Below are 25005 nucleotides of genomic sequence, written 5' to 3'. Positions count from 1 at the left end.
AGCTTTTCCATCCTTTCCGTAAGCGTTTGATTAGACAATAAAAAAGCCGGACGCAAGGTCCGGATTTTTTTGCAGGGGATGTCGCTCAGGCGTGCGGGACGTCCAGGGCGTAGGCGAGCTGTTGGGCACCATGCAGCTCACCAAGTGTTTCCTTGACCACCTGCTTGGCGAGGCAGGCGCATTTGCCGCACTGGGTGGCGCAACCCGTGCTTTCCCGGACTTCCCGATAACTGCAGCAGCCTTCATAGATGGCTTCGCGAATATGCTTGTCGGTCACGCCACGGCAAAGACACACGTACATGGATCGCCTGCTGTATGAGTGGAGGTGCCGCCAAAGCTAATGACAATGAGAATGATTGTCAAAGTTGTAGGCGGCAAAATCTCATCAAAGGCCCTTTGGGCGACAGGCGGTTGTCCGATCAGTCCAGGTCGACCCAGCCGCCCATCTCCCGCCAGCGATTGACGATGCCGCAGAACAGCTCGGCGGTCTTCTCGGTGTCGTAACGGGCCGAGTGGGCTTCGCGATTATCGAATTCGATACCGGCCGCCTGGCAGGCCTTGGTCAATACCGTCTGACCATAGGCCAGGCCGGCGAGGGTAGCGGTATCGAAGCTGGAGAAGGGGTGGAAGGGATTGCGCTTCAGGCCACAACGCAAGACCGCGGCATTGAGAAAGCCCAGGTCGAAGCTGCTGTTGTGGCCGACCAGGATGGCTCTCTTGCAGCCACTGGCCTTGAGCGACTTGCGCACGCCCTTGAAGATCTCGCTCAGGGCCTGCTCTTCGCCTACCGCCATGCGCAGCGGATGGTCGAGCTTGATGCCGGTGAATTCCAGCGCCGCCGGTTCGATATTGGCGCCGACGAAGGGTTCGACGCGGAAGAAGTAGGTGTGATCCGGATAGAGCACGCCTTCCTCGTCCATGGCCACGGTGGTGGCGGCGATTTCCAGCAGGGCATCGGTGGCGGCGTTGAAGCCACCGGTCTCGACGTCCACCACCACCGGCAGATAGCCGCGAAAGCGGCGCGCCATGGGGATGCGCGAGTCGGACATCGGCTGGCTGGCATCCAGTTCGTCGCTGAAGGTCTCGTCCATGCTCATGCGCCCACCTCCAGCCGCCAGCGCAGCGTTTCGCCCGCGCGCAGCGGAATCACCTCATGGTCGCCGAACGGCAGGGAGGCCGGCGCCTGCCAGTCCTCGCGCACCAGGGTGACGGTCTCGGTATTGCGCGGCAGGCCGTAGAAGTCGGCACCGAAATGGCTGGCGAAGCCTTCCAAGCGGTCGAGGGCGTTGCGGCTCTCGAAGGCCTCGGCATAGAGCTCCAGGGCGCCATAGGCGGTGTAGCAGCCGGCGCAGCCGCAGGCCGCTTCCTTGGCTTGACGGGCATGGGGCGCCGAGTCGGTACCGAGGAAGAACTTGGGATTGCCGCTGGTGGCGGCGTCCAGCAGGGCGCTCTGGTGGGTGTTGCGCTTGAGGATCGGCAGGCAATAGAAGTGCGGCCGGATCCCGCCCACCAGCATGTGGTTGCGGTTGTACAGCAGGTGGTGGACCGTGATGGTGGCACCGACGTTGGCCGGGGCCTCGCGTACGAAGGCAGCGGCATCACCGGTGGTGATGTGCTCGAACACCACCTTCAGCGTCGGGAAGCGCTGGACGATACGCACCAGGTGCTCGTCGATGAATCGCTTCTCGCGGTCGAAGACATCCACCTCGGCGTGGGTGACTTCGCCATGCACCAGCAGCGGCAGGCCGATCTCGGCCATGGCTTCCAGGGTGGGGAAGAGGTTGTCCAACGAGGTGACCCCGGAGTCGGAGTTGGTGGTGGCACCGGCCGGATAGAGCTTGGCGGCGTGCACGAAGCCGCTGGCCTTGGCGCTACGTACGTCGTCCGGGCTGGTGCGGTCGGTAAGGTAGAGCACCATCAGCGGCTCGAAGCGACTGCCGCCCGGGCGTGCGGCCAGGATACGCTCGCGGTAGGCAGCGGCCTGTTCGGCGTTGCGCACCGGTGGCACCAGGTTGGGCATGACGATGGCGCGACCGAATTCCCGGGCGGCGTCGGCGACGGTCTGCGGCAGGGCGGCGCCGTCGCGCAGGTGAATGTGCCAGTCATCGGGACGGGCAAGGGTGATCCGGTCGGTCATGCGGGATTCCAGGCTGCGGGAAAGTGGGGAAATGCTACCGGAAAAGGGGGTAGCCGGCACCCGTGCGGCGGGACCACGCTCAAGTTTTCCGCGCCCTCGACCGATAAGAAGCCCAGGTACTTTTTCTTTCCGGAGCCCGACGTGCGCCCGCGCTACCTCTTCCTTTCCTGTCTGCTGCTCGCCGTGCCGGCCTGGGGGATGACCTTCCAGAGCCGGCTCGAGAGCGTGGAATGGAAAGTGGAGGGCGACATCTTCGCCTGTCGCCTGCTGCAGCCCATCCCGCGCTTCGGCAGTGGTGGCTTCCTGCGCCGCGCGGGCGAAGCCACGGTGTTCGAGCTGCGGCCCAATGGCCAGTGGCTGCCGGCGGGCAGTGCCCACCTCAAGGCGGCCGCAGTGCCCTGGAAGCCGGGGCTCGGCGACATCAGCCTCGGCTCGGTCAAGGTGGTGGAGGGCGAACAGGCGCTGGCCACCAGCGCACAGCAGGCGCAGCGCCTGTTGGCGGGGCTGATGGAAGGGCGTATGCCCCAGGTGAGCAGGGCAGGTGCCCTGGACGACCGGGTCGAGGTCCGGCTGCTGCCGGTGCGCTTCGAGCCGGCCTACCAGCAATTCCAGGCCTGTACCCAGAAGCTGCTGGCGGTCAACTTCGAGCAGATCCGTCATTCCCAGGTCGGCTTCCCAGGCGGCGGCGATACCCTGGACGACCTCGCCAAGGCCAAGCTCGATCTCATCGACGAATACCTGAAGGCCGATCCGACGGTCAATCACGTCATCGTCTCCGGCTACAGCGACAACCAGGGCACCCGGTTGGACAATCGCCAGGAATCCCGCCTGCGCGCCATCGCCGTGATGGAGTACCTCAAGAGCAAGGGTTTCGCCGCCGAGCAGATCGAGCTGCGCTTCTTTGGCGAGCAGTATCCCGTGGCACCCAACACCAGCAAGGCCAATCGCGCGCTCAATCGCCGGGTGACCCTGGTGTTCTCGCGGGCGCCGGCAAGCAGCGAACCAGCGGCCGCGCCAACCACCAACACCGCCGCCAATCCGGCCGAACCGCCGGTGCCTACCCCGTCACCGCCCGCCAAACCCAAGGGCTGATCCATCTGACCGGATGTCGCCCAGACATCAGAGTGCGTCGCGCCCCTGTAAAAGCGGCGAGGCGACCAGTAGACTTGTCGCTTTCCGACTCAACGCAACACACGGGAGCGAACGGCATGGCGGATGTGAAGAAGGTAGTCCTGGCGTATTCCGGCGGCCTGGACACCTCGGTGATCCTCAAGTGGCTGCAGGATACCTATAACTGCGAAGTGGTGACCTTCACCGCTGACCTCGGCCAGGGCGAGGAAGTCGAACCGGCACGCGCCAAGGCCCAGGCCATGGGCGTCAAGGAAATCTACATCGACGACCTGCGCGAAGAGTTCGTCCGCGACTTCGTCTACCCGATGTTCCGTGCCAACACCGTCTACGAAGGCGAGTACCTGCTGGGTACCTCCATCGCCCGTCCGCTGATCGCCAAGCGCCTGATCGAGATCGCCAACGAAACCGGTGCCGACGCCATCTCCCACGGCGCCACCGGCAAGGGCAACGACCAGGTGCGCTTCGAGCTGGGTGCCTATGCGCTCAAGCCAGGCGTCAAGGTGATCGCCCCCTGGCGCGAGTGGGACCTGCTGTCCCGCGAGAAGCTGATGGACTACGCCGAAAAGCACCAGATCCCGATCGAGCGCCACGGCAAGAAGAAGTCGCCGTACTCCATGGACGCCAACCTGCTGCACATCTCCTACGAGGGTGGCGTGCTGGAAGACACCTGGACCGAGCACGAAGAAGACATGTGGCGCTGGACCAAGTCCCCGGAAGCCGCACCTGACACCCCGACCTACATCGAGTTGACCTACCGCAACGGTGACATCGTCGCCATCGATGGCAAGGAGCTGAGCCCGGCCACGGTGCTGGCCGAACTGAACCGCATCGGCGGCGAGAACGGCATCGGTCGTCTGGACATCGTCGAGAACCGCTATGTGGGCATGAAGTCCCGTGGCTGCTACGAGACCCCCGGCGGCACCATCATGCTCAAGGCCCACCGCGCCATCGAGTCCATCACCCTCGACCGCGAGGTGGCCCACCTCAAGGACGAGCTGATGCCCAAGTACGCCAGCCTGATCTATACCGGCTACTGGTGGAGTCCCGAGCGGCTGATGCTGCAGCAGATGATCGACGCCTCCCAGGCCAACGTGAACGGCGTGGTGCGGCTGAAGCTGTACAAGGGCAACGTCATCGTCGTCGGTCGCCAGTCCGACGAGTCGCTGTTCGACGCCAACATCGCCACCTTCGAAGAAGACGGCGGTGCCTACAACCAGGCGGACGCGGCGGGCTTCATCAAGCTCAACGCCCTGCGCATGCGCATCGCCGCCGGCAAGGGTCGCACCCTGCTGTAAGGGTGGCCCTGCAACGCAAAACCCCAGCCTAGGCTGGGGTTTTTTATGGCTTAGAGCCTGTTCAAAGTCTGCTGCGCGTCGGCCAAACGGCGTTGAAAATGGCCTGGAGGGCCAGCTCCGTCGGAATGCTCATTTACTACTCGTAAACTCCGCTTCCTCAGCCATTTTCGCCTTGTTTGGCTCTAGCTCGCTAGACTTTGAACAGGCTCTTACAGATCGAAGTCGTACTCGGAGATCTGCCGCTTCAGGCGGCGCTCTTCGAGCATGTTGTCGATCAGGCGCCGCTTGGTCAGGTTGGTCTTGCTGACGATGGGCTCGACGGTTTCAGGCGCGTCGTTATCGGTCTCGAAATCGTCATCTACATCGATATCGCTTTTGTCTTCGGCCATTGGTAACTCCTGCAAGGCTGGACAGGGTCACACGCACTCATGACAGGGCGGCGGGACCTTTTCGCGCACCTTATAACGACAAAGCAGGGGCCGGTAAAAAAGATTTTTTCAATCGCCGAAGGGCTTTGATACGCCCTTTTTCAATCGTCAGAGGTTTTTGCCTTGTATTCGCAGAGATCTTCGATGCGGCAGCTGCCGCAGCGGGGCTTGCGCGCCTGGCAGACATAGCGGCCATGCAGGATCAGCCAGTGGTGGGCATCCAGCAGGTAGGCCTTCGGCACCACCTTGAGCAGCTTGAGCTCGACCTCCACCACGTTCTTGCCGGGGGCCAGATTGGTTCTGTTGCTGACCCGGAAGATATGGGTGTCCACCGCCATGGCGAGCTGGCGGAAGGCGGTGTTGAGCACCACGTTGGCGGTCTTGCGGCCCACGCCGGGCAGGGCCTCCAGTTCTTCGCGGGTCTGGGGTACCTCGCCGCCATGGCGTTCCAGCAGCAGCCGGCAGGTCTCGATGACGTTCTTGGCCTTGCTGTTGTAGAGCCCTATGGTCTTGATGTACTCCGACAAACCCTCTACCCCGAGATCCAGGATGGCCTGGGGCGTGTTGGCCACCGGATAGAGGCGGGCGGTGGCCTTGTTGACGCTGACGTCGGTGGCCTGGGCGGAGAGGATCACCGCGATCAGCAGCTCGAACGGCGAGGCATAGGCCAACTCCGTCTTGGGGTCGGGATTGTCCTCGTGCAGGCGACGGAAGATCTCCAGGCGTTTGGCGGCGTTCATGGGGCGATTCGCTCTTCCAGGGCCGCGAGGCGGTGAGTCGCCTGCTGAGCGGCGCTACGCAAGGTTTCCAGTTGCGCGTTCTGTTCGGGTGTTGGTTCGGTACCAAAGGCCCGCTCGGCCTTGGTCAGCTGGGCACGCGCCAGAGTGGCAGCGATCCGCGCCTGCTTGAGGGCGGCGGGATCGGCGGCTGGCGTCGCCAGGGCAGGTGCGCTGACAGTGGCGGGCGCCTGCTGCGCCTGGTCGAGGGCCGCCTGGGCCTGCTGGGTGGCTTCACGCAACTGCTGCACCTGGGTTTCCAGTGCGGGCGTGCCGTATTGGGCCAGTTGCCGTTCGGCCTTCTGCAGGGCGACACGTGCCATGGCGGCAGCGATCTTCAGCGGCTTGAGCGAGGATTCTGCCGTGGCGGGGTGCTCTGCAACCGTGGCGGTCGCAGGTGGCACCTGACGGCGCTGGCGCTCGGCGTCCAGTCGCTCGCGGTCCCGCTGCAGGCGCGCCTGGCGGGCATCGAAGCGGCGCCGATAGTACTGCGCGCGATGGAGCTCTTCGACGCGATCGACCGGCGCGGGTGCAGCCACCAGATCGATGCAGTCCACGGGGCAGGGGGCCAGACAGAGTTCGCAGCCGCTGCATTCGCTCTCGATCACCGTGTGCATCAGCTTGGCCGCGCCGAGGATGGCGTCGGTAGGGCAGACCTGGATGCACTTGGTGCAGCCGATGCACTCGGCCTCGCGGATCACCGCGCGCTGGCTGGGCGTCACCGGATAGGGCGAATCCAGGGGAAGCAGCGGACGCTGCAGCAGCGCCGAAAGCTCGAGGATGGTGGCTGCGCCCCCGGGCGGACACTTGTTGTGCGCTTCGCCCGCGGCGATGCCCGCCGCATAGGGCTGGCAACCGGGATGGCCGCACTTGCCGCACTGGGTCTGGGGCAGCAGGGCGTCGATGGCGGTGATGAGAGTAGCGTGGGCGTTCATGATCAGGGTCGGGGCTGGGGGAAGAACGGCGCCCTGAGAGCCTGCTCAAAGTCGGCTGCGCGTCGGCCAAACTGCGTTGAAAATGGCTTCGGAATGCTCATTTACGCTTTGTAAACTCCGCTTCCTCAGCCATGTTCGCCTTGTTTGTCGCTAGCTCGCTCGCCTTTGAGCAGGCTCTCGGCGCCGTCGCTGTCACATCACTCGCTGGCCGGGCTTGGCGCCACTGTCTGGGCTGAGCAGGTGGATCTCGCTGCCGCCGGGGCCGGCGGCCAGGACCATGCCTTCGGAGACGCCGAACTTCATCTTGCGCGGCGCCAGGTTGGCGACGTACAGGGTCAGCCGACCTTCGAGCTGGCTCGGCTCCGGGTAGGCGCTCTTGATGCCGGAGAAGACGTTGCGCTTGGCGTCGCCGATGTCCAGGGTCAGGCGCAGCAACTTGTCGGCGCCCTCGACGAATTCGGCCTTTTCGATCAGGGCGATGCGCAGGTCGACCTTGGAAAAGGTATCGAAGTCGATGGTCTCGGCCAGCGGGGCCTTGGTCAGTTCGCCGTTGCCGGCGGGCTCGGGCGCGGCCTGGGCGGCCAGGTCTTCCTTGGAAGCGTCGATCATGGTCTGCACCTTGGCGGGTTCGATGCGGGTGAGCAGGGGCTGGAAGGCGTTGAGCTGATGATTGGCCAGGCGGGTGTCGAGGTCGGCCCAGGTCAGGGGGGCGACGTTGAGGAAGGCCTCGGCGGCGGCGGTCAGGTTGGGCAATACCGGCTTGAGCAGGATCGCCAGCTGGCGGAACAGCTCGATGCCCTGGGCGCAGATGGCCTGGACTTCGTCGGCCTTGCCGTCCTGCTTGGCCAGGCTCCAGGGCGCCTTGTCGGCGATCCAGGCGTTGGCGCGGTCCGCCAGGGCCATGATCTCGCGCATGGCACGGCCGAAGTCACGGGTCTCGTAGGCCTCGGCGATGCTCGGCGCAGCGGCACGGAAGGCGGCTTCCAGTTCGGGTGCGGCCTGGGCATCCACCAGCAGGCCGGCGTTGCCCTTGTGGATGAAGCCGGCGCAGCGGCTGGCGATGTTGACCACCTTGCCCACCAGGTCGGAATTGACCTTCTGCACGAAGTCCTCGAGGTTCAGGTCGATGTCCTCGACGTGACGCGAGAGCTTGGCGGCGAAGTAGTAGCGCAGGTATTCGGGATTCAGGTGATCCAGGTAGGTGCGCGCCTTGATGAAGGTGCCGCGGGACTTGGACATCTTCTGGCCGTCGACGGTGAGAAAGCCGTGGACGTTCAGCGCGGTCGGCTTGCGGTAGCCGGCGCCTTCGAGCATGGCCGGCCAGAACAGCGCATGGAAGTTGACGATGTCCTTGCCGATGAAGTGGTACAGCTCGGCGGTGCTGTCCTTGGCCCAGTAGGCGTCGAAATCCAGGTCGTCGCGACGGTCGCAGAGATTCTTGAAGCTGGCCATGTAGCCGATGGGCGCGTCCAGCCAGACATAGAAGTACTTGCCCGGGGCGTCGGGGATCTCGAAGCCGAAGTAGGGCGCGTCACGGGAGATGTCCCATTCCTGCAGGCCGGCGTCCAGCCATTCGGCGATCTTGTTGGCCACCGATTCCTGCAGGGCGCCGCTGCGGGTCCAGCCCTTGAGCATCTCGGCGAAGTCGGGAAGCTTGAAGAAGAAGTGCTCGGATTCGCGCAGCACTGGGGTCGCGCCGGAAATGGCCGACTTGGGGTCCTTCAGCTCGGTGGGCGCATAGGTGGCGCCGCACTTCTCGCAGTTGTCGCCGTACTGGTCGGCGCTGCCGCATTTGGGGCAGGTGCCCTTGATGAAGCGGTCGGCCAGGAACATCTGCTTGTCCGGGTCGAAATACTGGGTGACCGGACGGGTGGCGATGTGGCCGTTCTCCCGCAGCTTCAGGTAGATGGCGCGCGACAGCTCGCGATTCTCTTCCGCATGGGTGGAGTGGAAGTTGTCGAAGGCCACGCCGAAGTCGGCGAAGTCGGCGCTGTGCTCGCGCTTGACGTTGTCGATCAGCTGCTCGGGCGTGATCCCCTCGCGCTCGGCGCGCAGCATGATGGCCGAGCCGTGGGCGTCGTCGGCGCAGACATAGATGCACTGGTTGCCGCGCAGCCGCTGGAAGCGGGCCCAGATGTCGGTCTGGATGTACTCGACCATGTGGCCGAGGTGGATGGAGCCGTTGGCGTAGGGCAGGGCGCTGGTGACGAGAATCTTGCGGGGCTCGGTCATGGTCTTGGCTGGATCGCGGCGCTGATAAGTTGACCGACCATCATAGCGAAATGGCCGGTCGGTTTCATCCGTGGGGATGGGCGTTAAAAAGCGCGAAGTCCTGCGAGCTAGCGCCAGGCAAGGTGGAAATTGCCGAAGAAGCGCAGTTTACAACGGGTAAATGAGCATTCTGAGGCAGTTTCCAACGCAGTCTGGCCGACGCGCAGCAGACTTCGAGCATTTAGAGATCGGCCAGCTGCCAGTACAGGGCATTGACCATGGCCGCGCCCAGGGCGGCGCTGCGGGCACCGTTCCAGCCCACATCCGGGCGGGGGTCATTGGCGTTGTCCTTGAACGGCAGCTCCAGGGTCAGGGCCAGGCAGCCATGGGTATGGCCGACGTACTTGGTGGCGAGTTTCAGGGTTTCGCTGCCGAAGTGACCACGGGGATAGCCGTACCGGGTCTGGAAGTCGGGGCTGGCACGTTGGAAGCGCTGCAGGAAGGCCTGTTGCTCGGCCTCTTCGCGCTCACCGAAGTTGGGTAGGCCATTGCAGCCGTCGACGAAGACATAGGGCAGGGCCTCGTCGCCGTGGATGTCGAGGAACAGATCGCAGCCGCTCGCGGCGATGGCGCGGCGTACCGCCAGGATCTCGGGGCTGCGCTCCTCGTCCGGCTCCAGCCATTCCCGGTTGAGGTTGGCACCGGCGGCGTTGGTTCTCAGATTGCCCAGGGCCGAACCGTCGGGATTCATGTTGGGCACCACGTGCAGTACCGCGTGCTCCAGCAGCTTGGCACCGACCGGATCGCCCTGGTATTCGCCCAGGCCGAGCAGGCGGCGCAGCAGGCCTTCGACGAACCACTCGGCCATGGGCTCGCCGGGGTGCTGGCGGGCGATGATCCAGATGTTCTTCTTGCCAGCGCCCGGCGTACCGATGCGCAGCAGGTCCAGCGAACGTCCCAGCAGCGAACGGCCGACGGTTTCCAGACGGACGGCGGGGTGGCGTTGCGCCTCGCCCATGAAGGCCAGGTGACGGCTCTCCGGATAGGGCTCGAAATAGGCGAAGAACAGGCTGTCGTGTTCCGGGGTGACGGTCCAGCTCAAGGTCTTGCCGTCGTAGCGGGTGGGAATGCGGAACCACTCCTGGCCGCAATAGCTGGCGACCACGCCATAGTCGCGCCAACCCTCTGGGTAGGCGCACGCGCCGGCGTTGTCGAAGCTCAGCTGGCAGGGCAGGTCGCGGGCGCCTTCGAGACGGAAATGGAACCACTGGGTGAAGGGCGAGGCGGTGTCCGGGCGAATGCGCAGGCGGATATCCGCGTGATCGGCCAGGGACAGCACCTCGACGGCGCCGCTGTCGAAGGTGGAACTGATGTGCAGGGAAGAGGCGTTCACGCAGGGCTCCACGGGCGAGGGGAAAGCCGGGAGTGTAGCGCCGCGTGGATAGGCTTTAGCAAGGACAGTGGGTAGCATAGGCCGCAGCTTCTCTTTCCTATCCGCTGTTTCCGGGAGTCTGCATGACCGCTCCGACTCGCGAGGCCATCGAGGCCGCGCTGCGCCAGTATCACGATCCCTATCTCGAACAGGACCTGCTCAGCGCCGGCGCCCTGCGCGACCTCGCGCTGGACGGTGGCCGGGTGCGGGCCCGCTTCGAACTGGGCTATGCCGCCGGACTGTTCAAGGGTGGCCTGGCCCAGGTGCTCAAGACCGCGTTGGAGAATGTGCCCGGGGTCGAGACCGCCGAGATCCAGGTCGATTGCATCATCGCGCCTCACGCCGCCCAGCCGCAGCTGGAGGCCATGGGCAACGTCAAGAACATCATCGCCGTGGCCTCGGGCAAGGGCGGGGTGGGCAAGTCCACCACCGCCGCCAACCTGGCCCTGGCACTGGCTCGCGAAGGTGCCCGGGTGGGCGTGCTGGACGCCGACATCTATGGTCCCAGCCAGGGCATCATGTTCGGCTTCGCCGAGGGCACCCGTCCCGAGGTGCGCGACGAGAAGTGGTTCATCCCGCTGCAGGCCCATGGCGTCGAGGTCATGTCCATGGCCTTCCTGACCAACGACAAGACCCCGGTGGCCTGGCGTGGCCCCATGGTCTCCGGCGCCCTGATCCAGCTGATCACCCAGACCGCTTGGAATGACCTCGACTACCTGGTGATCGACATGCCCCCGGGCACCGGCGACATCCAGCTGACCCTGGCGCAGAAGGTGCCGGTGGCCGGCGCGGTGATCGTCACCACGCCCCAGGACCTGGCCCTGCTGGACGCCAGGAAGGGCGTAGAGATGTTCCAGAAGGTCAACATCCCGGTGCTCGGGGTGGTGGAGAACATGGCGGTGCACATCTGCTCCAACTGCGGCCACGCCGAGCACCTGTTCGGCGAAGGCGGCGGCAGCAAGCTGGCCGAGCAGTACGGCGTGGATCTCCTGGCTTCCTTGCCGCTCGCCATGGCCATCCGCGAGCAGGCTGACGCCGGACGTCCCACCGCCATCGCCGATCCCGACAGCCAGATCGCGCTGATCTACCAGGAGCTGGCGCGCAAGGTCGGCGCTCGTATCGCCCAGGGCGGTCAGGCCGGCGGCGGCATGCCCACCATCACCGTCAGCGACGACTGATTTCGTCCGTTCGCCTTTGAGACCGCGCGGCTATCCACTAGAATGCGCGGTCAATTTTTTCGCCCCGGAGCCAGACCTGCCATGAGCATCAAATCGGATAAGTGGATTCGCCGCATGGCCCAGGAGCACGGCATGATCGAGCCCTTCGTCGAGCGCCAGATGCGCGGCGCGGACGACAGCCGGGTGATCTCCTACGGGGTGTCCAGCTACGGCTACGATGTGCGCTGCGCCAACGAATTCAAGGTCTTCACCAACATCCATTCCGCGGTGGTGGACCCGAAGAACTTCGATGACAAGAGCTTCGTCGATGTGGTCAGCGACGTCTGCATCATCCCGCCGAACTCCTTCGCCCTGGCGCGCACCGTGGAATACTTCCGCATTCCGCGCGACGTCCTGACCATCTGCCTGGGCAAGAGCACCTACGCCCGCTGCGGCATCATCGTCAACGTCACGCCGCTGGAGCCCGAGTGGGAAGGCCACGTCACCCTGGAGTTTTCCAACACCACGACCCTGCCGGCCAAGATCTACGCCAACGAGGGCGTGGCCCAGATGCTGTTCCTGCAATCCGACGAGGCCTGCGAGGTTTCCTACAAGGATCGCGGCGGCAAGTACCAGGGCCAGCGCGGCGTGACCCTGCCGCGCGCCTAATCCGCGCGTCTGTTCTGAAAGCCGCCCTCGGGCGGCTTTCCTATTTCCGGGACTCAAGAACTGGCGTCAGCCGCCGATAGCCTGTGACCTGACTTATCTTTGGAGTGGACTTTCCATGGCTGGCATTCTCGACACCGTCGATCAACGCACTCAGCTGGTTGGCGAGAACCGTCTGGAAATTCTCATGTTCCAGCTGTCCAGCCGGCAGATGTTCGCCATCAACGTGTTCAAGGTGCAGGAAGTCCTCAAGCTGCCGCGCCTGACCCAGATGCCCAAGCGCCATCCGATGATCTGCGGCGTGGTCCACCTGCGGGGCCAGACCCTGCCGGTGATCGACCTGGCCGCCGCCATCGGCATGCGACCCATCACTCCCAACGAAAACAGCACCATCATCGTCACCGAGTACAACCGCTCGGTGCAGGCTTTCCTGGTCGGTAGCGTCGATCGCATCATCAACCTCAACTGGGACAGCATCCAGGCTCCGCCCGGCGGCGCCGGACGCCAGCACTACCTGACCGCCATCACCCGCATCGAAGACCGCCTCGTGGAGGTAATCGACGTGGAAAAGGTGCTGGCCGAGATCGCCCCCTATAACGTCAAGGTCTCCCAGGAACGCCTGGCCGATCCGCTGCTGGCCAAGGCCCGCGGCCGCGAGGTGCTGCTGGTCGACGACTCCAGCACCGCCATTGGCCAGTTGCGCGACACCCTGGTGCAGCTGGATCTGAAATTCCACGTCGCCACCGACGGCCTGCAGGCCCTGCGCAAGCTCAAGGCCTGGGCTGACGAGGGCGTGGTGCTGACCGAGAAGCTGCTGATGGTGCTGACCGATGCCGAGATGCCGGAAATGGACGGCTACCGCCTGACCACCGAGATCCGCCAGGATCCGCGTCTCGCCGACCTCTATGTGGTGCTGCACACCTCGCTGTCGGGCAGCTTCAACGAAGCCATGGTGAAAAAGGTGGGCTGCAACGCCTTCCTCTCCAAGTTCCAGCCCGATCAACTGGTCGAGGAAGTGCGCCGGCGCCTGGCGCTGGCCGAGGAGTAATCCCCGCGGTTTCGCCGCTCCGGCGCCTCCCTTACACTGGCGGCCTTTGTCCGCCGCCAGGAAGCCGCGCCCATGTCGCACCTCAGTGCCCTCTATCGTTATCCCGTCAAGTCGACGGCCGTGGAATCCCTGGCGCAGGCCGAGGTGGACGCCTTGGGCCTGGTGGGTGATCGCCGCTGGATGGTGGTGGATGCCGACACCGGCCGCTTCCTGACCCTGCGCCAACTGGCGCAGATGAATCACATCGAGGCGCGCTGGCTGGCCGCCGATCGCCTGCGCCTGAGCGCACCGGGACGGACGCCGATCGAGGTGGCGGTGCCGGGCGCGGCAGACGAGCAACTCGGCGTGACCATCTGGCGTGACACCCTGCAGGCGCCGGTGGCTGCCGAAGCCGATGCCTGGCTGAGCGACTTCCTCGGTCGTCGCTGCCGCCTGGTGCACGTCGCCGAAAGCCATGCCCGCCAGATCAACACCGACTTCGCCGAGCCGGGGCAGAAGGTCCACTTCGCCGATGGCTTTCCTCTGCTGCTGACCAGCGAGGCCTCCCTGGCCGATCTGGTGGCGCGCGTGGGCAAGCCGCTGGAAATGTTGCGCTTCCGGCCGAATCTGGTGGTGGAGGGTACTCCGGCCTATGCCGAGGACGGCTGGAAGCGACTGCGCATCGGTGCGGTGGACTTCGCCGTGGCCTGTCCCTGCGCGCGCTGCATCGTCATCACCCAGGATCCGGTGACCGGCGAGAAGGATCCGGATCGGCAACCGCTGACCGCGCTGCGCGAATACCGCTTCAATGACAACCGCATGTTGTTCGGCATGAACGTCATCCCCCTGGGCCGTGGCGTCATCGAGGCCGGCATGCCAGTGGAGGTGCTGGAATGAGTCCCGTGCGGCGTGTGGCGCTGGTCAGTCCGGCAGGTGCGGTCAAGGAAGAGCTGGTCACGGCAGCGGTCGAACAGTTGCAGGCCGCCGGTATCGAAGCGGTGCTGGGGGAGCAGGCGCTCAAGCGCCATCGCTATCTCGCCGGAACCGCCGAGGAGCGGGCAGCGGATCTGCATTGGGCGTTCAGCCAGGCGGACGTGGATGCGGTCTGGTGCCTGCGCGGTGGCTACGGTTCCGCCCAGTTGCTGCCCTGGCTGGACTGGTCGCGGCTGTCCAGCAGCAAGGGTCGGCCCCTGATCGGCTATTCCGATCTGACGGTACTGCTGGAAGCCTTTCACCGCCGTGGCCTCGCCGCAATCCACGGTCCCGGCGCGCTGGACTGGGGGCGTCGTGACGAGGATCCTGAAGCCCAGGCCGCTCGCACTCGCTCGCTGGAGTCGGTGCTGGAGCTGTGCGCCGGTGCTCGTCCGGCCTGGCCACTGGAGCGCCTGACCGGTCCGGCCCAGGTGCCTGCCGGCGAGCTGATCGGGGGTAACCTCACCACCCTGGCCAGCGTGGTCGGCACGGCGGCAGCGCTGCGTCCGCACGACGGCGCCATCCTCATGCTGGAAGACGTCGGCGAGCCCTACTACCGGCTGGAGAGCAGCCTCTGCCAACTGCTCGGCAACCTGACCGAACATCGCATCGGCGCCGTCTGCCTGGGCACCTTCACCGATTGTCCGCCACGCAACGTCGAGCAGTCGCTGGAAGAGATCTTCACCGAATGGCTGGCCCCGCGTGGCATCGCGCTCTATCGCGGCCTGCCCAGTGGTCACGGCCCGGAAAACCAAGCCTGGCCCTATGGGGCTCGTGTCCGTCTGGAAGCGGGTCGCCTGCAGGTCCTCTAGGCCTGACCGGCCCTGGGCGGATCAGTCCGCCCAGGGCGAGGCCAGCTCCAGCTTGCGCAGCATCTGGCGCTTCTTGCTGTTGTAGCCCTGCATCCGCACCAGCAGCTCATCCAGGGTGGCGACCGCCTTGAGGATGTGCGGGCCCTTGTTCAGCATCACGCATTCGGCGCGGACCCCGGTGGCGGCATCGGTGATCTCGGCGCGGGAAGGCGAGCCCTTCTTGGCCAGGTTCTCCAGGACCTGGGTCGCCCAGATCACCGGCACATGGGCCGCTTCGCACAGGCAGAGGATGTCTTCCTGCAGGGCCGCCAGACGCTCGAAGCCGCCTTCCACCGCCAGATCGCCACGGGCGATCATGACGCCGAATCCGCCGCGCTGCATGCCCGCCAGCAACAGCGCGGGAAGGTTGTCGAAGCCACGCCGGGTCTCGATCTTCAATACCACGGCCAACTGGTCGGCCTGCAGGCGTTCCAATTCCGCGAGCAAGGCGCGGACGTCGTCCGCGCTGTTGACGAAGGACATCTCGATGCCGTCAGCATGCTCGGCGGCAAAGGCGAGGGCGGCGAGGTCCTGGTCGCCCAGCGCTGCCAGCCGCAGGGTGCTCTGGGGAAAGTTGATGCCCTTGTCACCCTTGAGCTTGGCGCCGCCGGGCGCATGGGTGATGCGCACGTGCAGCGCGTCTTGATCGGCGCGCTCGATCACCCCGCCGATCTTACCGTCGTCGAACCAGACCGGCTCGCCGCCGCGCACGTCGGCGAACACCTGGGGCAGGGTGCAGCCCAGGGTGGCCGGTGTCAGCAGGCGACCGCCGCTGTCATGGCTGGCGGGCTGCCCGGGCGTCTGGTCGGCGGTCAGGATCAGCAGGTCATCCTCGGCCAACCGCAGAGCGCCCGGCTGCGGAGCGAAGTCACCGATGCGGCTGTGCCGCTTGCGTCCGTCGCGCTCGACGCTCAGGCGCAGCCCAGGTGCGAGATAGGTGGTCTTGGCCGCCTCCGCCCAGCAGCCGCGGTCCGTGAGCTCGATGATCGTCCAGTGGCGCTGCGCCCGACGCGTGTCCGTCAGCTGGATCCGGTCGCCGGGCTGCAAGCCGCTCAGCCAGCGCTCGCCTACCTGAATACTGGCCGCCGCGGGGGAGGGCGCCGGTCGCGACCGGCGGCGACCGGTCAGCCAGATCCGCGCCGGATGGCGTACGCGACCCTGGGCGTCGCGCTCGGGCTTTACCTTCTGCACCGCCGCGCCCGTGGCGATGGGGCCGGTGCGCAACTTGGGTCCCGGCAGGTCCATGAACACCCTGCACGGCAGGTCCAGCTCCGCGCTGGCCCGCCGCACGTGCTCGATCATGCGTCGCCAGCTGGCCGGTTCGTCATGGGCGCAGTTGATGCGCGCGCAATCCATGTGCGCCGCCAGCAGGTCGCGTACCAGCGAATAGTTGTCCGCGGCCTCCCGTGGCAGGGTGACCATGATGCGCACCGCCCGTGCGGAGGACGGGGTGCCGAACAGCGTCCGGGTGTGTTCGACCAGGGGGTTGACGGTCTTGGTGGTAAGCCGTGCCGCTGGGCTGCCACCCAGCAATCGTTCCAGGGTGTTGATCAGCGTCGTCACCGCCGGCAGCACCGCAGCTTCGGAGCGGCCCAGAGAGGACAACCCCAGGGCGGAGAGCTGCAGCTGCAGGCTATGCAGGTCGCCATCGCGCAGCGCCAGATAGGCGAGCAGGTTCTGCGCGCTGGCCCGGTAGGCGGGATTGAGCGCCTGCCGATCCAGCCGTGGGTCCGCGCTGGCCTGTTGCAGAGCGCCGTGCAGGGCGCGTAGCTCATCGAGGAGGGTGGCGAGAGCGTGATCGGGGGTCCGGGAGCGCGAGGTCGAACGGGGCGGCACGATAGGTCTCCAGCAGCAGGGGCCGGCGAGACGCTCGCCGGGCGTTCCTGTGTCGGACCCCCGGCCGCTGGAGAAGTGAAAAGCCAAGTGTTGCCAGACATTAGCGGCACATGGCCACTCATCACGGAGGTGCCGCTGGCGACCATAGGGAGTCGGCGAGGATGCTGCTATCATGCGCGGCCTTGACGACCACCGTTTTCAGGTACCCGCCATGGTGCAGATTTCCGAACGTCTCCTGGTCCAGGCCCATCTGGCCGCCAAGCAGCCCAAGGCGCTCGGTCCGGACGAGATCGCGGCCTACAAGACCGCCATCGCCCGCGAGCTCAAGGCGCAAAACGCGGTGCTCCTGGCCCACTACTACACCGATCCGCTGATCCAGGCCCTGGCCGAGGAGACCGGCGGTTGCGTCGCCGATTCCCTGGAGATGGCCCGCTTCGGCAATCGCCATCCGGCGTCCACCGTGGTGGTGGCCGGGGTCAAGTTCATGGGCGAGACGGCCAAGATCCTCAACCCGGAAAAGCGGGTGCTGATGCCGACCCTGGAAGCCACCTGCTCGCTGGACCTGGGCTGCCCGGTGGACGAATTCTCCGCCTTCTGCGACCAGCACCCCGAGCGCACCGTGGTCGTCTATGCCAACACCTCCGCCGCCGTGAAGGCGCGCGCGGACTGGGTAGTGACGTCCGGCTGCGCGCTGGATATCGTCGAGCACCTGATGGACAACGACGAGACCATCCTCTGGGCGCCCGATCGTCACCTGGGTCGCTACATCCAGCGCGAGACCGGTGCCGACATGCTGTTGTGGGAAGGCTCCTGCATCGTCCACGAGGAGTTCAAGGCCAGCCAGCTGGAAGACCTCAAGCGGCTCTACCCGGAGGCCGCCATTCTGGTGCATCCGGAATCGCCCGAGGCGGTGATCGAACTGGCTGACCATGTCGGTTCCACCAGCCAGATGATCAAGGCCGCCCAGACGCTGCCCAATCGCCAGTTCATCGTCGCCACCGATCGCGGTATCTTCTACAAGATGCAGCAGGCCTGTCCGGACAAGACCTTCATCGAGGCGCCCACCGCGGGCAACGGCGCCGCCTGCCGCAGTTGCGCCCACTGCCCCTGGATGGCGATGAACACTCTGGAGCGCACCCTCAACTGCCTGCTCGACGGCTCCAGCGAGGTGCTGGTCGATCCAGCCCTCATCCCCCGGGCGGTCAAGCCGCTCAAGCGCATGCTCGATTTCACCCAGGCGCTGCAGCTAAGGGTCAAGGGCAACGCCTAATAGGCGCTGCCTGGGACTCTAGCGCAGGATCTCTTCGCTAAGCTTGCGCTGGGCGATCATCTCCTGCTGACGGGCGTCGATCCGCGCGGCTAGCTGATAGTTGCTGGCGGCGCGCTGCTTGGCGAAGCCCAGTTGCTGGATGGCCTGGTTGTAGTCGCCGGTCAGGGCGAAATACTCGGCTCGCGCCTGATGCACCCCGACCAGATCACCGGCCTGGCCGCGAACGTCCGCCGCCTGGTTCCACAGATCCGGATCAATCGGCCGCTGCTTGAGCAGCTTGTCGAGCAGTTGACTGGCGGCCTTGGCCTGCTTGGTGCGGCCGAGCATGTCCACCTGGGCCAGACTCACGGCCAGATCGTCCGGATAGAGCTCCAGCAGCCGCTGCACCCGTTTCTGGGCGTCGGGCAGGCGATTGGCGGTGATGTCCAGATCGACCTGGGCGAGGTTGTAGCTGATATCGTCCGGCGCCTTGCGCAGCAGCGGCGCCAGGGTGTCGCGCGCCTCGTTGAGCTGACCCTGTTTGGTCAGTCCCATGGCCAGGCCGTAGCGTACAGCATCGTTGTCCGGGTTTTCCTGCAGCTGGGCTCTATAGCGCTTCACCAGCAGGCCGGCGGTTTCCTCGAAATACATCTGCGCACGCACCTTCATCAGTTGGAAGCGCTTGCTGTCCTCGACGCCGCCCTTGGGAAAACGCTCGGCACGCGCCTGGGTATCGGCGATCCGGCTGTCGGTGACCGGGTGGGTCAGCAGGAATTCCGGCGGGGTACGGTCATAGCGATACTGGCGGGCGAGCCGACCGAACATCTCCGGCATCGCGCGCGGATCGTAGCCGGCGCGCTCCAGATTAACGATGCCGACCCGGTCGGCCTCCTGCTCATTGAGCCGGGAAAAGCGCAACTGGCTCTGGATGGCCGCCGCCTGGGTCGAGGCAATGGCGGCGATTCCTGCATCGCCACCGCCCGCGGCCGCAGCTACGATGCCGGCGAGCAGCGCGGCCATCAGCGGCAACTGCATGCGCTGCTGGTTTTCCACCCCGCGGGCGAAATGGCGCTGGATGAGGTGACCCAGCTCATGGGCCATGACCGCCGCGTACTCGGCTTCGGTCTCCGACTTCAGGAACAGCCCGCCATTGACCCCGATCACCCCTCCGGGCGCGGCGAAGGCGTTGATCTCCGGATCCTTGATCAGGATGAAGACCAGGCGGTGGTCCTGCAGGTCGCTGGTCTCGGCCAGCTTGTAGACGGTCTGTTCGACGAATTGCTTGAGCTGCGGATCGTTGATGGCCGGGACCTGGCCGCGCAACATGCTCAGCCAGGCGCGGCCCATCTGAAACTCCTGCTCGGGCGAGACGATCGAAGAGCTGGCATCGCCCAGCGACGGCAGATCGTTCGCCCCCTGCGCCAGGAAGGGCGCGGCGAGCAGCGCCAGGGACAGCAGGGCAGGGCGCAGGACTTTCATGGCATGACTCGTAGCCGCAAAAGGGCTACTTTAGCGGCCCGCCGTCTAGGTGCCTAGCGACCCTGACACTGGCGTACCCCACAATGGAGAATCCCATGGCCGACCTGAGCCAACCCTACACCGGCGCGGTGACCGCCCAGCTGGACGCCACCGGCCTGAACTGTCCCATGCCGTTGCTCAAGGCCAAGCTGGAACTCAACCGTCTGGCAGCCGGCGAGGTCCTCGCCGTCACGGCCACCGATGCCGGCTCGCAACGCGACTTCCGCACCTTCGCCAAGCTGTCGGGACACGCCCTGGTGGGCGAAGAGGTGGTAGGGGAGACCTTCCGCTACTGGCTGCGCAAGGCCTGATCAGGCCCCGTTCAGCGCCTGGGCGGCGGCCAGCACCTCGGCGACGTGCCCGGGGACCTTCACGCCGCGCCAGATCTGGCGCACCACGCCTTCCCGGTCGATGAGGAAGGTGCTGCGGTCCACGCCGATGTAATCCTTGCCATAGAGCTTCTTCTGCCGCATCACGTCGAACAGCTGGCAGAGGGTCTCGTCCTTGTCGCTGATCAGCTCGAAGGGAAAGCCCTGCTTGGTGCGGAAATTCTCGTGGGTGCGCAGGCTGTCGCGGCTGACCCCGAGGATTCGGGTATCGGCCGCCAGAAACTGCTCGTGCAGATCACGAAAGCCCTGGCCCTGGGTGGTGCAGCCGGGGGTGTTGTCCTTGGGATAGAAGTACAGCACCGCCTGGCGACCGCGCAGGCTGGCGGGCGAGACCTCGAGGCCGCTGGTGGCCTGGGCCTGGAAATCGGGAAGCGGTTGGTCGAGGGTCACGCTCATGGGCAGCTCCTTGCGGGTCCTATCAGTTGCTCTGCGGGCGCCAGGGCTCGATCAGGGCATCGAGATTGAGGGCGTCGGCGAAATCCAGGAACTGGTCGCGCAGCCAGCTGATTTGGGTGCCAGCCGGCAGGGTCACGGTGATGGTGGCGTTGAGCATGGTGCCGCCGGTCTGGGGCGCCTGGTAGGAATCGCAGACCAGGTTCTCCACCTCGATCTTGTGGTCGGCGAAGAACTGGCAGAGTTCGTTGAGGATGTCCGGACGATAGGCGGCGCTGACATAGACGACGTACGGCAGGGCCTGGGGGCGATTCTCCAGGGCGGCGCTGCGGGTGACGCCAACGGTGAAGCCGTGACGCTTGCCAAGGCCGGCGAGGCCCCCTTCGAGGCGCGCCAGACCGTCCCAGTTGCCCGAGACCTGCAGGATCAACGCGCTGTATTCCCCGTGGCGGCTCAGCCGGCTGCTGACCACCGCGCACCGGTTATCCATGCAGCTGCGGTAGAGCACGTTGGTCAGTTCCATGGGATTGGCGCCCAGCGCACTGATGACGAGAAATTGTTCGCGAATCGGGGGGGTAGCGGACATTAGGGTTCCTGGCAGGGGGAGATACAGACTGGCAAAGGCGAAAGGGTAGCGAAAAGCGCTCGCGGGGGGAATGCCCGTTGGGGGCACGTTGCTTGTGCTGGCGCAGAGGCGTCAGTACCATTACCGCTCTCTTTTTCCGGCAGGAGCGGTTGCATGATTGCGGGGAGCATGGTGGCGCTGGTCACCCCTATGGACGCCCAGGGGCGTATCGACTGGGACAACCTGACCAAGCTGGTGGACTTCCATCTCGCCGAAGGCACCGACGCCATCGTCGCGGTGGGCACCTCGGGTGAATCCGCCACGGTCGACGTCGACGAGCACGTGGCCGTGATCCGTCATGTGGTCGAGCAGGTCAAGGGCCGCATCCCGGTCATCGCCGGCACCGGTGGCAATTCCACCCGTGAGGCCATCGACCTGACCCGCGCCGCCAAGGACGCGGGCGCTGATGCCTGTCTGCTGGTCGTGCCCTACTACAACAAGCCGACCCAGGAAGGGCTGTATCAGCACTTCCGCATGATCGCCGAAACCGTCGCCATCCCGCAGATCCTCTATAACGTGCCGGGCCGTACCGCCTGCGACATGCTGGCCGAGACCGTCGAGCGCCTGGCCAAGGTGCCGAACATCATCGGTATCAAGGAAGCCACCGGCGACCTGGCCCGCGCACGCGACATTCTCTCCCGTGTCAGCAAGGACTTCCTGGTCTATTCGGGGGACGATGCCACCGCTGCCGAACTCATGCTGCTGGGCGGCAAGGGCAACATCTCGGTGACTGCCAACGTGGCGCCCAGGGCGATGAGCGAACTCTGCGCCGCGGCCATGCGGGGCGATGCCGACACCGCACGCGCGCTCAACGAAAAGCTGATGCCGCTGCACAAGAATCTGTTCATCGAATCGAATCCGATCCCGGTGAAGTGGGCCCTGCATGAAATGGGCATGATCGACGCCGGTATCCGTCTGCCGCTGACCTGGCTCAGCTCGCGCTGCCACGAAGTGGTACGTCAGGCCCTGCGTCAGGCGGGAGTGCTGGCGTGATCAGGAAACAGTCGATGAAACGTGTTCTGGGTTTGACCACCCTGGGGCTGGCCGTGGCCACCGCCAGTGGCTGCAGCTGGGTGTGGGGCGAGCACGGTTATTTCCGCGATCGCGGCAATGACTATCTCGAATCCCGCGAAACCGGCCCCATGCAGGTGCCGACCGATGTCCAGGCCAAACCCATGGATCCACTGCTGCCGATCCCGGCCAACGTGGCCGACACCCTGAATCGCTCCTATGGCTTCGAAGTGCCGAAACCCCAGGCGCTGGCCGTCCAGGGCAGTGGCAACGAGCAGTTCAGCGTGCAGCGCAGCGGCAACGCCCGCTGGCTGGCCGCCCAGAAGGTCCCGGCCAACGTCTGGCCGGTGGCCCGTCAGTACCTGACCGACAATGGCTTCCGCATCGCCGAAGAGCGTCCGCAGACCGGTGAGATCATCACCGCCTGGCAGTCGCCGACCGAGCTGTCGACGCCCTTGGCCCGCAGCCTGAGCACCAATGGCCGGCTGCAGCCGGGCACCGAGCTGCGCACTCGCCTGCGCATCGAGCCGGGCGTGCAATCGGGCAGCAGCGAGATCTTCCTCCAGACCCAGACCCGCAGCCAGGGCAGCTCCAGCGAGCCGTCCTGGTCCAGCAGCCAGAACAGCTCGGCGCTCGATGACGCCCTGCTGAATCAGGTACTGGCCGGCCTGGACCGTAGCGAGCAGGGCAGTGGCTCGGTCTCGCTGCTGGCCGCCGGTGGCTACGATACCCCCGAGCGCGTGACCTACGAGGTCGACGGCAGCGGCGTGCCCATGCTGGTGCTGGAAAGCGACCTGAATCGCGCCTGGTCCAGCGTGGGTCGCGCCATCGAAGGCGCCGACATCCGCGTCGACGACATGGACCGCAGCCTGGGCGTCTACTATGTGAACCTGGCCGAAGGCGCGCAGAAACCCGAAGAGCGCAAGCCGGGTTTCTTCGGTCGCCTGTTCGGCAAGGGCGAAAGCAAGGAAGAGGAAGACGCCCGCGCACGGCGCTTCCAGGTGCGCCTCACCTCGGTGGGCAACACCGTCCAGGTCACCCTGGACAAGACCATTAACACCGCAGCACCCCAGGACATCGCCGAAGGCGTGCTGAAAAAGCTTCAGACGAGCATGCAGTATGCGCTTCGCAATCCTGGGCAGCGGCAGTCGGGGCAACTCGACCCTGGTGCACAGCCATAACAGCTATGTGCTGATCGACTGCGGCTTCTCCCTGCGGGAAGCCGAACGTCGTCTGGCCCGGCTGGGCGTGGTACCTGCCCAGCTGGACGCCGTTCTAGTCACCCACGAACACTCCGATCACGTGCAGGGCGTCGAGCTCCTGGCGCGCAAGCACGGGGTGCCGGTCTATTACAGCACCGGTACCGGGCGCGGCCTGCGCAAGCCGGTGGCGGCCCAGGGGCTGCTGGTGGATGGCGAGCGGCTGGTGCTGGATGCGCTGGAGGTGACGGTGGTGCAGGTCTCCCATGATGCCCTGGAGCCGACGCAATTCGTCTTCGACGATGGCTGCAAGCGCCTGGGCGTGCTCACTGATCTCGGTGAGGCGACGCCTGGTGTGCTGACCCATTACCGCGGCCTCGATGCCCTGGTGATCGAGGCTAACCACGACAGCAATATGCTTGCCTCAGGGCCCTATCCCTATCACCTCAAGGCACGGGTCGGCGGGGTGCGCGGGCATCTCAACAACCGACAGTCGGCCGATCTGGTGATGGAGCTGGCCTGCCCAGGCCTGCAGCACCTGGTGCTCGCCCATCTGAGCGAGAAGAACAACAACCCCTGGCTCGCTCGCGCCTGCTTCACCAGTGTGCTGGGCTGCGACGCGGACTGGCTGCAGATCGCCGATCAGCAGCAGGGGCTGGGATGGCAGGCCATCGCCTAGGACGCTGGCCGAGCTTTCTTTAACAGCCGGGCGCTGCTGTACGGCCAAAATACCCACGATCCTATGTAAACTGCGCTTCCCGGCTGTACTCGTCCCGAACCGGTCGTCTCACCTGCGTTCGTCCACAGCCTGCAAGCCATTCGAACCGGAGTCCAAGATGGAAAAACGCGCAGAACTCTACCGTGGCAAGGCCAAGTCGGTATTCACCACCGACGATCCCGATCGCCTGGTCCTGTTGTTCCGCAACGACACCTCTGCCTTCGATGGCGAGCGTATCGAGCAACTCGAGCGCAAGGGCATGGTGAACAACAAGTTCAATGCCTTCGTGATGCAGAAGCTCGAAGCCGCCGGTATTCCCACCCAGTTCGAACAGCTGCTGGGCGACAACGAGTGCCTGGTCAAGAAGCTCGAGATGATTCCGGTGGAGTGCGTGGTCCGCAACTTCGCTGCCGGCAGTCTGGTCCGCCGCCTGGGTGTGGAAGAGGGCCTGGAGCTGACTCCGCCGACCTTCGAACTCTTCCTGAAGAACGATGCGCTACACGACCCCATGGTCAACGAAAGCCATGTCCAGGCCTTCGGCTGGGCCACCCTCGACCAACTGGCCGAGATGAAGGCGCTGACCTTCCGCATCAACGACATCCTCAAGCAGCTGTTCGACGACGCCGGCCTGTTGCTGGTGGACTTCAAGCTGGAATTCGGCCTGTTCCACGGCAAGGTCGTGCTGGGCGACGAATTCAGCCCGGACGGCAGCCGTCTCTGGGACAAGGAAACCCGCAAGAAGATGGACAAGGATCGCTTCCGCCAGGGTCTGGGCGGTGTGATCGAGGCCTACGAAGAGGTCGCCCAGCGCCTGGGCGTCCCACTCTAAACGCAAGCCGCTGATACCAGAGCTTTTTTTGCAATTGCTTGTTCGCTTTTGCCCCCATGGCTGGTATCATGCGCCGCGTTGGAGAGATGCCGGAGTGGTCGAACGGGACGGATTCGAAATCCGTTGAGTCAGCAATGGCTCCTAGGGTTCAAATCCCTATCTCTCCGCCATATCCAGAAACCCCGAGCGTGCCAGGCACCTCGGGGTTTTTTATTGCCTG

General features: G+C 65.3%; 24 protein-coding genes, 1 tRNA gene and 1 pseudogene. 14 read left to right on the top strand and 12 right to left on the bottom strand.

The genetic code is table 11. From position 1 onward, the window contains the following. Window positions 1-85: 85 nt before the first annotated feature. From LRS53_RS14210 to pyrC, 3 genes are all read right to left on the bottom strand, one after another. A complete protein-coding gene (locus LRS53_RS14210) occupies window positions 86-301 on the bottom strand; it encodes a bacterioferritin-associated ferredoxin (protein WP_231356352.1) in 216 nt (71 codons plus the stop codon). 118 nt (window positions 302-419) lie between these two features. Next, a complete protein-coding gene (rnt, locus tag LRS53_RS14205) occupies window positions 420-1091 on the bottom strand; it encodes a ribonuclease T (protein ID WP_442968528.1) in 672 nt (223 codons plus the stop codon). Between the two features lie 2 nt (window positions 1092-1093). Continuing rightward, on the bottom strand, window positions 1094-2137 hold the full coding sequence (pyrC, locus tag LRS53_RS14200; protein WP_231356350.1) for a dihydroorotase: 1044 nt from the start codon (window positions 2135-2137) through the stop codon (window positions 1094-1096). A 141-nt stretch (window positions 2138-2278) separates the two neighbouring features. On the opposite strand from pyrC, the gene LRS53_RS14195 reads away from it, so the two are divergent. Next, entirely contained in the window at window positions 2279-3229 is a 951-nt protein-coding gene (locus LRS53_RS14195) for a flagellar protein MotY (protein WP_231356349.1), read from the top strand. Window positions 3230-3345: 116 nt separating this feature from the next. Next, the gene (locus tag LRS53_RS14190; RefSeq protein ID WP_017640314.1) at window positions 3346-4563 is read left to right on the top strand and encodes an argininosuccinate synthase; all 1218 of its coding nucleotides are present in this window, start codon (window positions 3346-3348) and stop codon (window positions 4561-4563) included. A gap of 209 nt (window positions 4564-4772) precedes the next feature. Here the strand turns inward: LRS53_RS14190 and LRS53_RS14185 are convergent, their stop codons facing one another. The 5 genes and pseudogenes from LRS53_RS14185 to LRS53_RS14165 all read right to left on the bottom strand — a co-directional run bounded on the left by LRS53_RS14185 (window position 4773) and on the right by LRS53_RS14165 (window position 10306). Next, on the bottom strand, window positions 4773-4952 hold the full coding sequence (locus LRS53_RS14185) for a PA3496 family putative envelope integrity protein (RefSeq protein WP_231356348.1): 180 nt from the start codon (window positions 4950-4952) through the stop codon (window positions 4773-4775). A 140-nt stretch (window positions 4953-5092) separates the two neighbouring features. Beyond that, on the bottom strand, window positions 5093-5731 hold the full coding sequence (nth, locus tag LRS53_RS14180; protein ID WP_160923034.1) for an endonuclease III: 639 nt from the start codon (window positions 5729-5731) through the stop codon (window positions 5093-5095). Continuing rightward, a pseudogene (locus LRS53_RS14175) lies at window positions 5728-6723 on the bottom strand (RnfABCDGE type electron transport complex subunit B); the annotation flags it as partial. The pseudogene LRS53_RS14175 and the gene nth, both read right to left, overlap by 4 nt. Before the next feature lie 171 nt (window positions 6724-6894). Then, on the bottom strand, window positions 6895-8934 hold the full coding sequence (gene metG / locus LRS53_RS14170) for a methionine--tRNA ligase (protein WP_231356346.1): 2040 nt from the start codon (window positions 8932-8934) through the stop codon (window positions 6895-6897). Window positions 8935-9154: 220 nt separating this feature from the next. After that, on the bottom strand, window positions 9155-10306 hold the full coding sequence (locus LRS53_RS14165; protein WP_231356345.1) for a M14 family metallopeptidase: 1152 nt from the start codon (window positions 10304-10306) through the stop codon (window positions 9155-9157). A 122-nt stretch (window positions 10307-10428) separates the two neighbouring features. On the opposite strand from LRS53_RS14165, the gene apbC reads away from it, so the two are divergent. The 5 genes from apbC (at window position 10429) to LRS53_RS14140 (ending at window position 14979) form a co-directional block, all read left to right on the top strand. Beyond that, window positions 10429-11523 (top strand): iron-sulfur cluster carrier protein ApbC, encoded by a 1095-nt coding sequence (gene apbC, locus LRS53_RS14160; protein WP_158896505.1) that lies wholly within the window; start codon window positions 10429-10431, stop codon window positions 11521-11523. 81 nt (window positions 11524-11604) lie between these two features. Continuing rightward, window positions 11605-12171, top strand: coding sequence for a dCTP deaminase (dcd, locus tag LRS53_RS14155; protein ID WP_007162761.1), 567 nt, complete (start codon window positions 11605-11607; stop codon window positions 12169-12171). Between the two features lie 115 nt (window positions 12172-12286). Continuing rightward, the gene (locus tag LRS53_RS14150) at window positions 12287-13216 is read left to right on the top strand and encodes a chemotaxis protein CheV (RefSeq protein ID WP_231356344.1); all 930 of its coding nucleotides are present in this window, start codon (window positions 12287-12289) and stop codon (window positions 13214-13216) included. Window positions 13217-13288: 72 nt separating this feature from the next. Next, window positions 13289-14092: an MOSC domain-containing protein gene (locus LRS53_RS14145; RefSeq protein ID WP_160923038.1), complete on the top strand. Its 804-nt coding sequence runs from the start codon at window positions 13289-13291 to the stop codon at window positions 14090-14092. Beyond that, on the top strand, window positions 14089-14979 hold the full coding sequence (locus LRS53_RS14140) for a S66 peptidase family protein (RefSeq protein ID WP_231356343.1): 891 nt from the start codon (window positions 14089-14091) through the stop codon (window positions 14977-14979). Before LRS53_RS14145 ends, LRS53_RS14140 begins: the two co-directional genes overlap by 4 nt. Before the next feature lie 21 nt (window positions 14980-15000). Here the strand turns inward: LRS53_RS14140 and LRS53_RS14135 are convergent, their stop codons facing one another. Continuing rightward, complete coding sequence (locus tag LRS53_RS14135; protein WP_231356342.1) at window positions 15001-16854, bottom strand: pyruvate kinase; 1854 nt, start codon at window positions 16852-16854, stop codon at window positions 15001-15003. Window positions 16855-17065: 211 nt separating this feature from the next. Here LRS53_RS14135 and nadA point away from each other — a divergent pair, with 211 nt between their 5' ends. Further along, the gene (gene nadA, locus LRS53_RS14130; protein WP_231356799.1) at window positions 17066-18124 is read left to right on the top strand and encodes a quinolinate synthase NadA; all 1059 of its coding nucleotides are present in this window, start codon (window positions 17066-17068) and stop codon (window positions 18122-18124) included. Between the two features lie 18 nt (window positions 18125-18142). Here nadA and LRS53_RS14125 read toward each other — a convergent pair whose 3' ends face one another. Next, window positions 18143-19582: a M48 family metalloprotease gene (locus LRS53_RS14125; protein ID WP_160923041.1), complete on the bottom strand. Its 1440-nt coding sequence runs from the start codon at window positions 19580-19582 to the stop codon at window positions 18143-18145. A gap of 95 nt (window positions 19583-19677) precedes the next feature. Between LRS53_RS14125 and LRS53_RS14120 the strand changes: the two genes are divergently transcribed. Continuing rightward, window positions 19678-19932, top strand: coding sequence for a sulfurtransferase TusA family protein (locus LRS53_RS14120; protein ID WP_184290996.1), 255 nt, complete (start codon window positions 19678-19680; stop codon window positions 19930-19932). Here the strand turns inward: LRS53_RS14120 and LRS53_RS14115 are convergent, their stop codons facing one another. After that, window positions 19933-20406: a peroxiredoxin gene (locus LRS53_RS14115; RefSeq protein ID WP_231356341.1), complete on the bottom strand. Its 474-nt coding sequence runs from the start codon at window positions 20404-20406 to the stop codon at window positions 19933-19935. Between the two features lie 22 nt (window positions 20407-20428). Beyond that, the gene (locus LRS53_RS14110) at window positions 20429-20989 is read right to left on the bottom strand and encodes a glycine cleavage system protein R (RefSeq protein ID WP_007162770.1); all 561 of its coding nucleotides are present in this window, start codon (window positions 20987-20989) and stop codon (window positions 20429-20431) included. 153 nt (window positions 20990-21142) lie between these two features. Between LRS53_RS14110 and dapA the strand changes: the two genes are divergently transcribed. From dapA to LRS53_RS14085, 5 genes are all read left to right on the top strand, one after another. Beyond that, window positions 21143-22021, top strand: a complete 879-nt coding sequence (gene dapA / locus LRS53_RS14105) for a 4-hydroxy-tetrahydrodipicolinate synthase (protein ID WP_017640330.1) — start codon at window positions 21143-21145, stop codon at window positions 22019-22021. A gap of 14 nt (window positions 22022-22035) precedes the next feature. Beyond that, a complete protein-coding gene (bamC, locus tag LRS53_RS14100) occupies window positions 22036-23220 on the top strand; it encodes an outer membrane protein assembly factor BamC (protein WP_231356340.1) in 1185 nt (394 codons plus the stop codon). Continuing rightward, window positions 23159-23917: an MBL fold metallo-hydrolase gene (locus LRS53_RS14095; protein WP_231356339.1), complete on the top strand. Its 759-nt coding sequence runs from the start codon at window positions 23159-23161 to the stop codon at window positions 23915-23917. Before bamC ends, LRS53_RS14095 begins: the two co-directional genes overlap by 62 nt. A gap of 157 nt (window positions 23918-24074) precedes the next feature. Continuing rightward, entirely contained in the window at window positions 24075-24785 is a 711-nt protein-coding gene (gene purC / locus LRS53_RS14090) for a phosphoribosylaminoimidazolesuccinocarboxamide synthase (RefSeq protein ID WP_007162774.1), read from the top strand. An 80-nt stretch (window positions 24786-24865) separates the two neighbouring features. Continuing rightward, window positions 24866-24955, top strand: a tRNA-Ser gene (locus LRS53_RS14085). Window positions 24956-25005: the final 50 nt, after the last annotated feature.

It is taken from the genome of Pseudomonas sp. PLB05 (genome assembly GCF_021106615.1).
Lineage (GTDB): Bacteria > Pseudomonadota > Gammaproteobacteria > Pseudomonadales > Pseudomonadaceae > Chryseomonas > Chryseomonas benzopyrenica.
Note: the sequence above shows the minus strand (reverse complement) of the source record. Positions and strands in the feature narration are given on the sequence as shown.

Coding starts and splice junctions, on each gene's coding strand:
- nth (WP_160923034.1), bottom strand. CDS start 5,731: ATGAACGCCGCCAAACGCCTGGAGATCTTCCGTCGCCTGCACGAGGAC.
- dapA (WP_017640330.1), top strand. CDS start 21,143: ATGATTGCGGGGAGCATGGTGGCGCTGGTCACCCCTATGGACGCCCAG.
- LRS53_RS14095 (WP_231356339.1), top strand. CDS start 23,159: ATGCGCTTCGCAATCCTGGGCAGCGGCAGTCGGGGCAACTCGACCCTG.
- LRS53_RS14115 (WP_231356341.1), bottom strand. CDS start 20,406: ATGAGCGTGACCCTCGACCAACCGCTTCCCGATTTCCAGGCCCAGGCC.
- bamC (WP_231356340.1), top strand. CDS start 22,036: ATGAAACGTGTTCTGGGTTTGACCACCCTGGGGCTGGCCGTGGCCACC.
- LRS53_RS14145 (WP_160923038.1), top strand. CDS start 13,289: ATGTCGCACCTCAGTGCCCTCTATCGTTATCCCGTCAAGTCGACGGCC.
- apbC (WP_158896505.1), top strand. CDS start 10,429: ATGACCGCTCCGACTCGCGAGGCCATCGAGGCCGCGCTGCGCCAGTAT.
- LRS53_RS14150 (WP_231356344.1), top strand. CDS start 12,287: ATGGCTGGCATTCTCGACACCGTCGATCAACGCACTCAGCTGGTTGGC.
- purC (WP_007162774.1), top strand. CDS start 24,075: ATGGAAAAACGCGCAGAACTCTACCGTGGCAAGGCCAAGTCGGTATTC.
- LRS53_RS14185 (WP_231356348.1), bottom strand. CDS start 4,952: ATGGCCGAAGACAAAAGCGATATCGATGTAGATGACGATTTCGAGACC.
- LRS53_RS14210 (WP_231356352.1), bottom strand. CDS start 301: ATGTACGTGTGTCTTTGCCGTGGCGTGACCGACAAGCATATTCGCGAA.
- dcd (WP_007162761.1), top strand. CDS start 11,605: ATGAGCATCAAATCGGATAAGTGGATTCGCCGCATGGCCCAGGAGCAC.
- rnt (WP_442968528.1), bottom strand. CDS start 1,091: ATGGACGAGACCTTCAGCGACGAACTGGATGCCAGCCAGCCGATGTCC.
- LRS53_RS14125 (WP_160923041.1), bottom strand. CDS start 19,582: ATGAAAGTCCTGCGCCCTGCCCTGCTGTCCCTGGCGCTGCTCGCCGCG.
- LRS53_RS14140 (WP_231356343.1), top strand. CDS start 14,089: ATGAGTCCCGTGCGGCGTGTGGCGCTGGTCAGTCCGGCAGGTGCGGTC.
- nadA (WP_231356799.1), top strand. CDS start 17,066: ATGGTGCAGATTTCCGAACGTCTCCTGGTCCAGGCCCATCTGGCCGCC.
- pyrC (WP_231356350.1), bottom strand. CDS start 2,137: ATGACCGACCGGATCACCCTTGCCCGTCCCGATGACTGGCACATTCAC.
- LRS53_RS14120 (WP_184290996.1), top strand. CDS start 19,678: ATGGCCGACCTGAGCCAACCCTACACCGGCGCGGTGACCGCCCAGCTG.
- LRS53_RS14190 (WP_017640314.1), top strand. CDS start 3,346: ATGGCGGATGTGAAGAAGGTAGTCCTGGCGTATTCCGGCGGCCTGGAC.
- LRS53_RS14110 (WP_007162770.1), bottom strand. CDS start 20,989: ATGTCCGCTACCCCCCCGATTCGCGAACAATTTCTCGTCATCAGTGCG.
- metG (WP_231356346.1), bottom strand. CDS start 8,934: ATGACCGAGCCCCGCAAGATTCTCGTCACCAGCGCCCTGCCCTACGCC.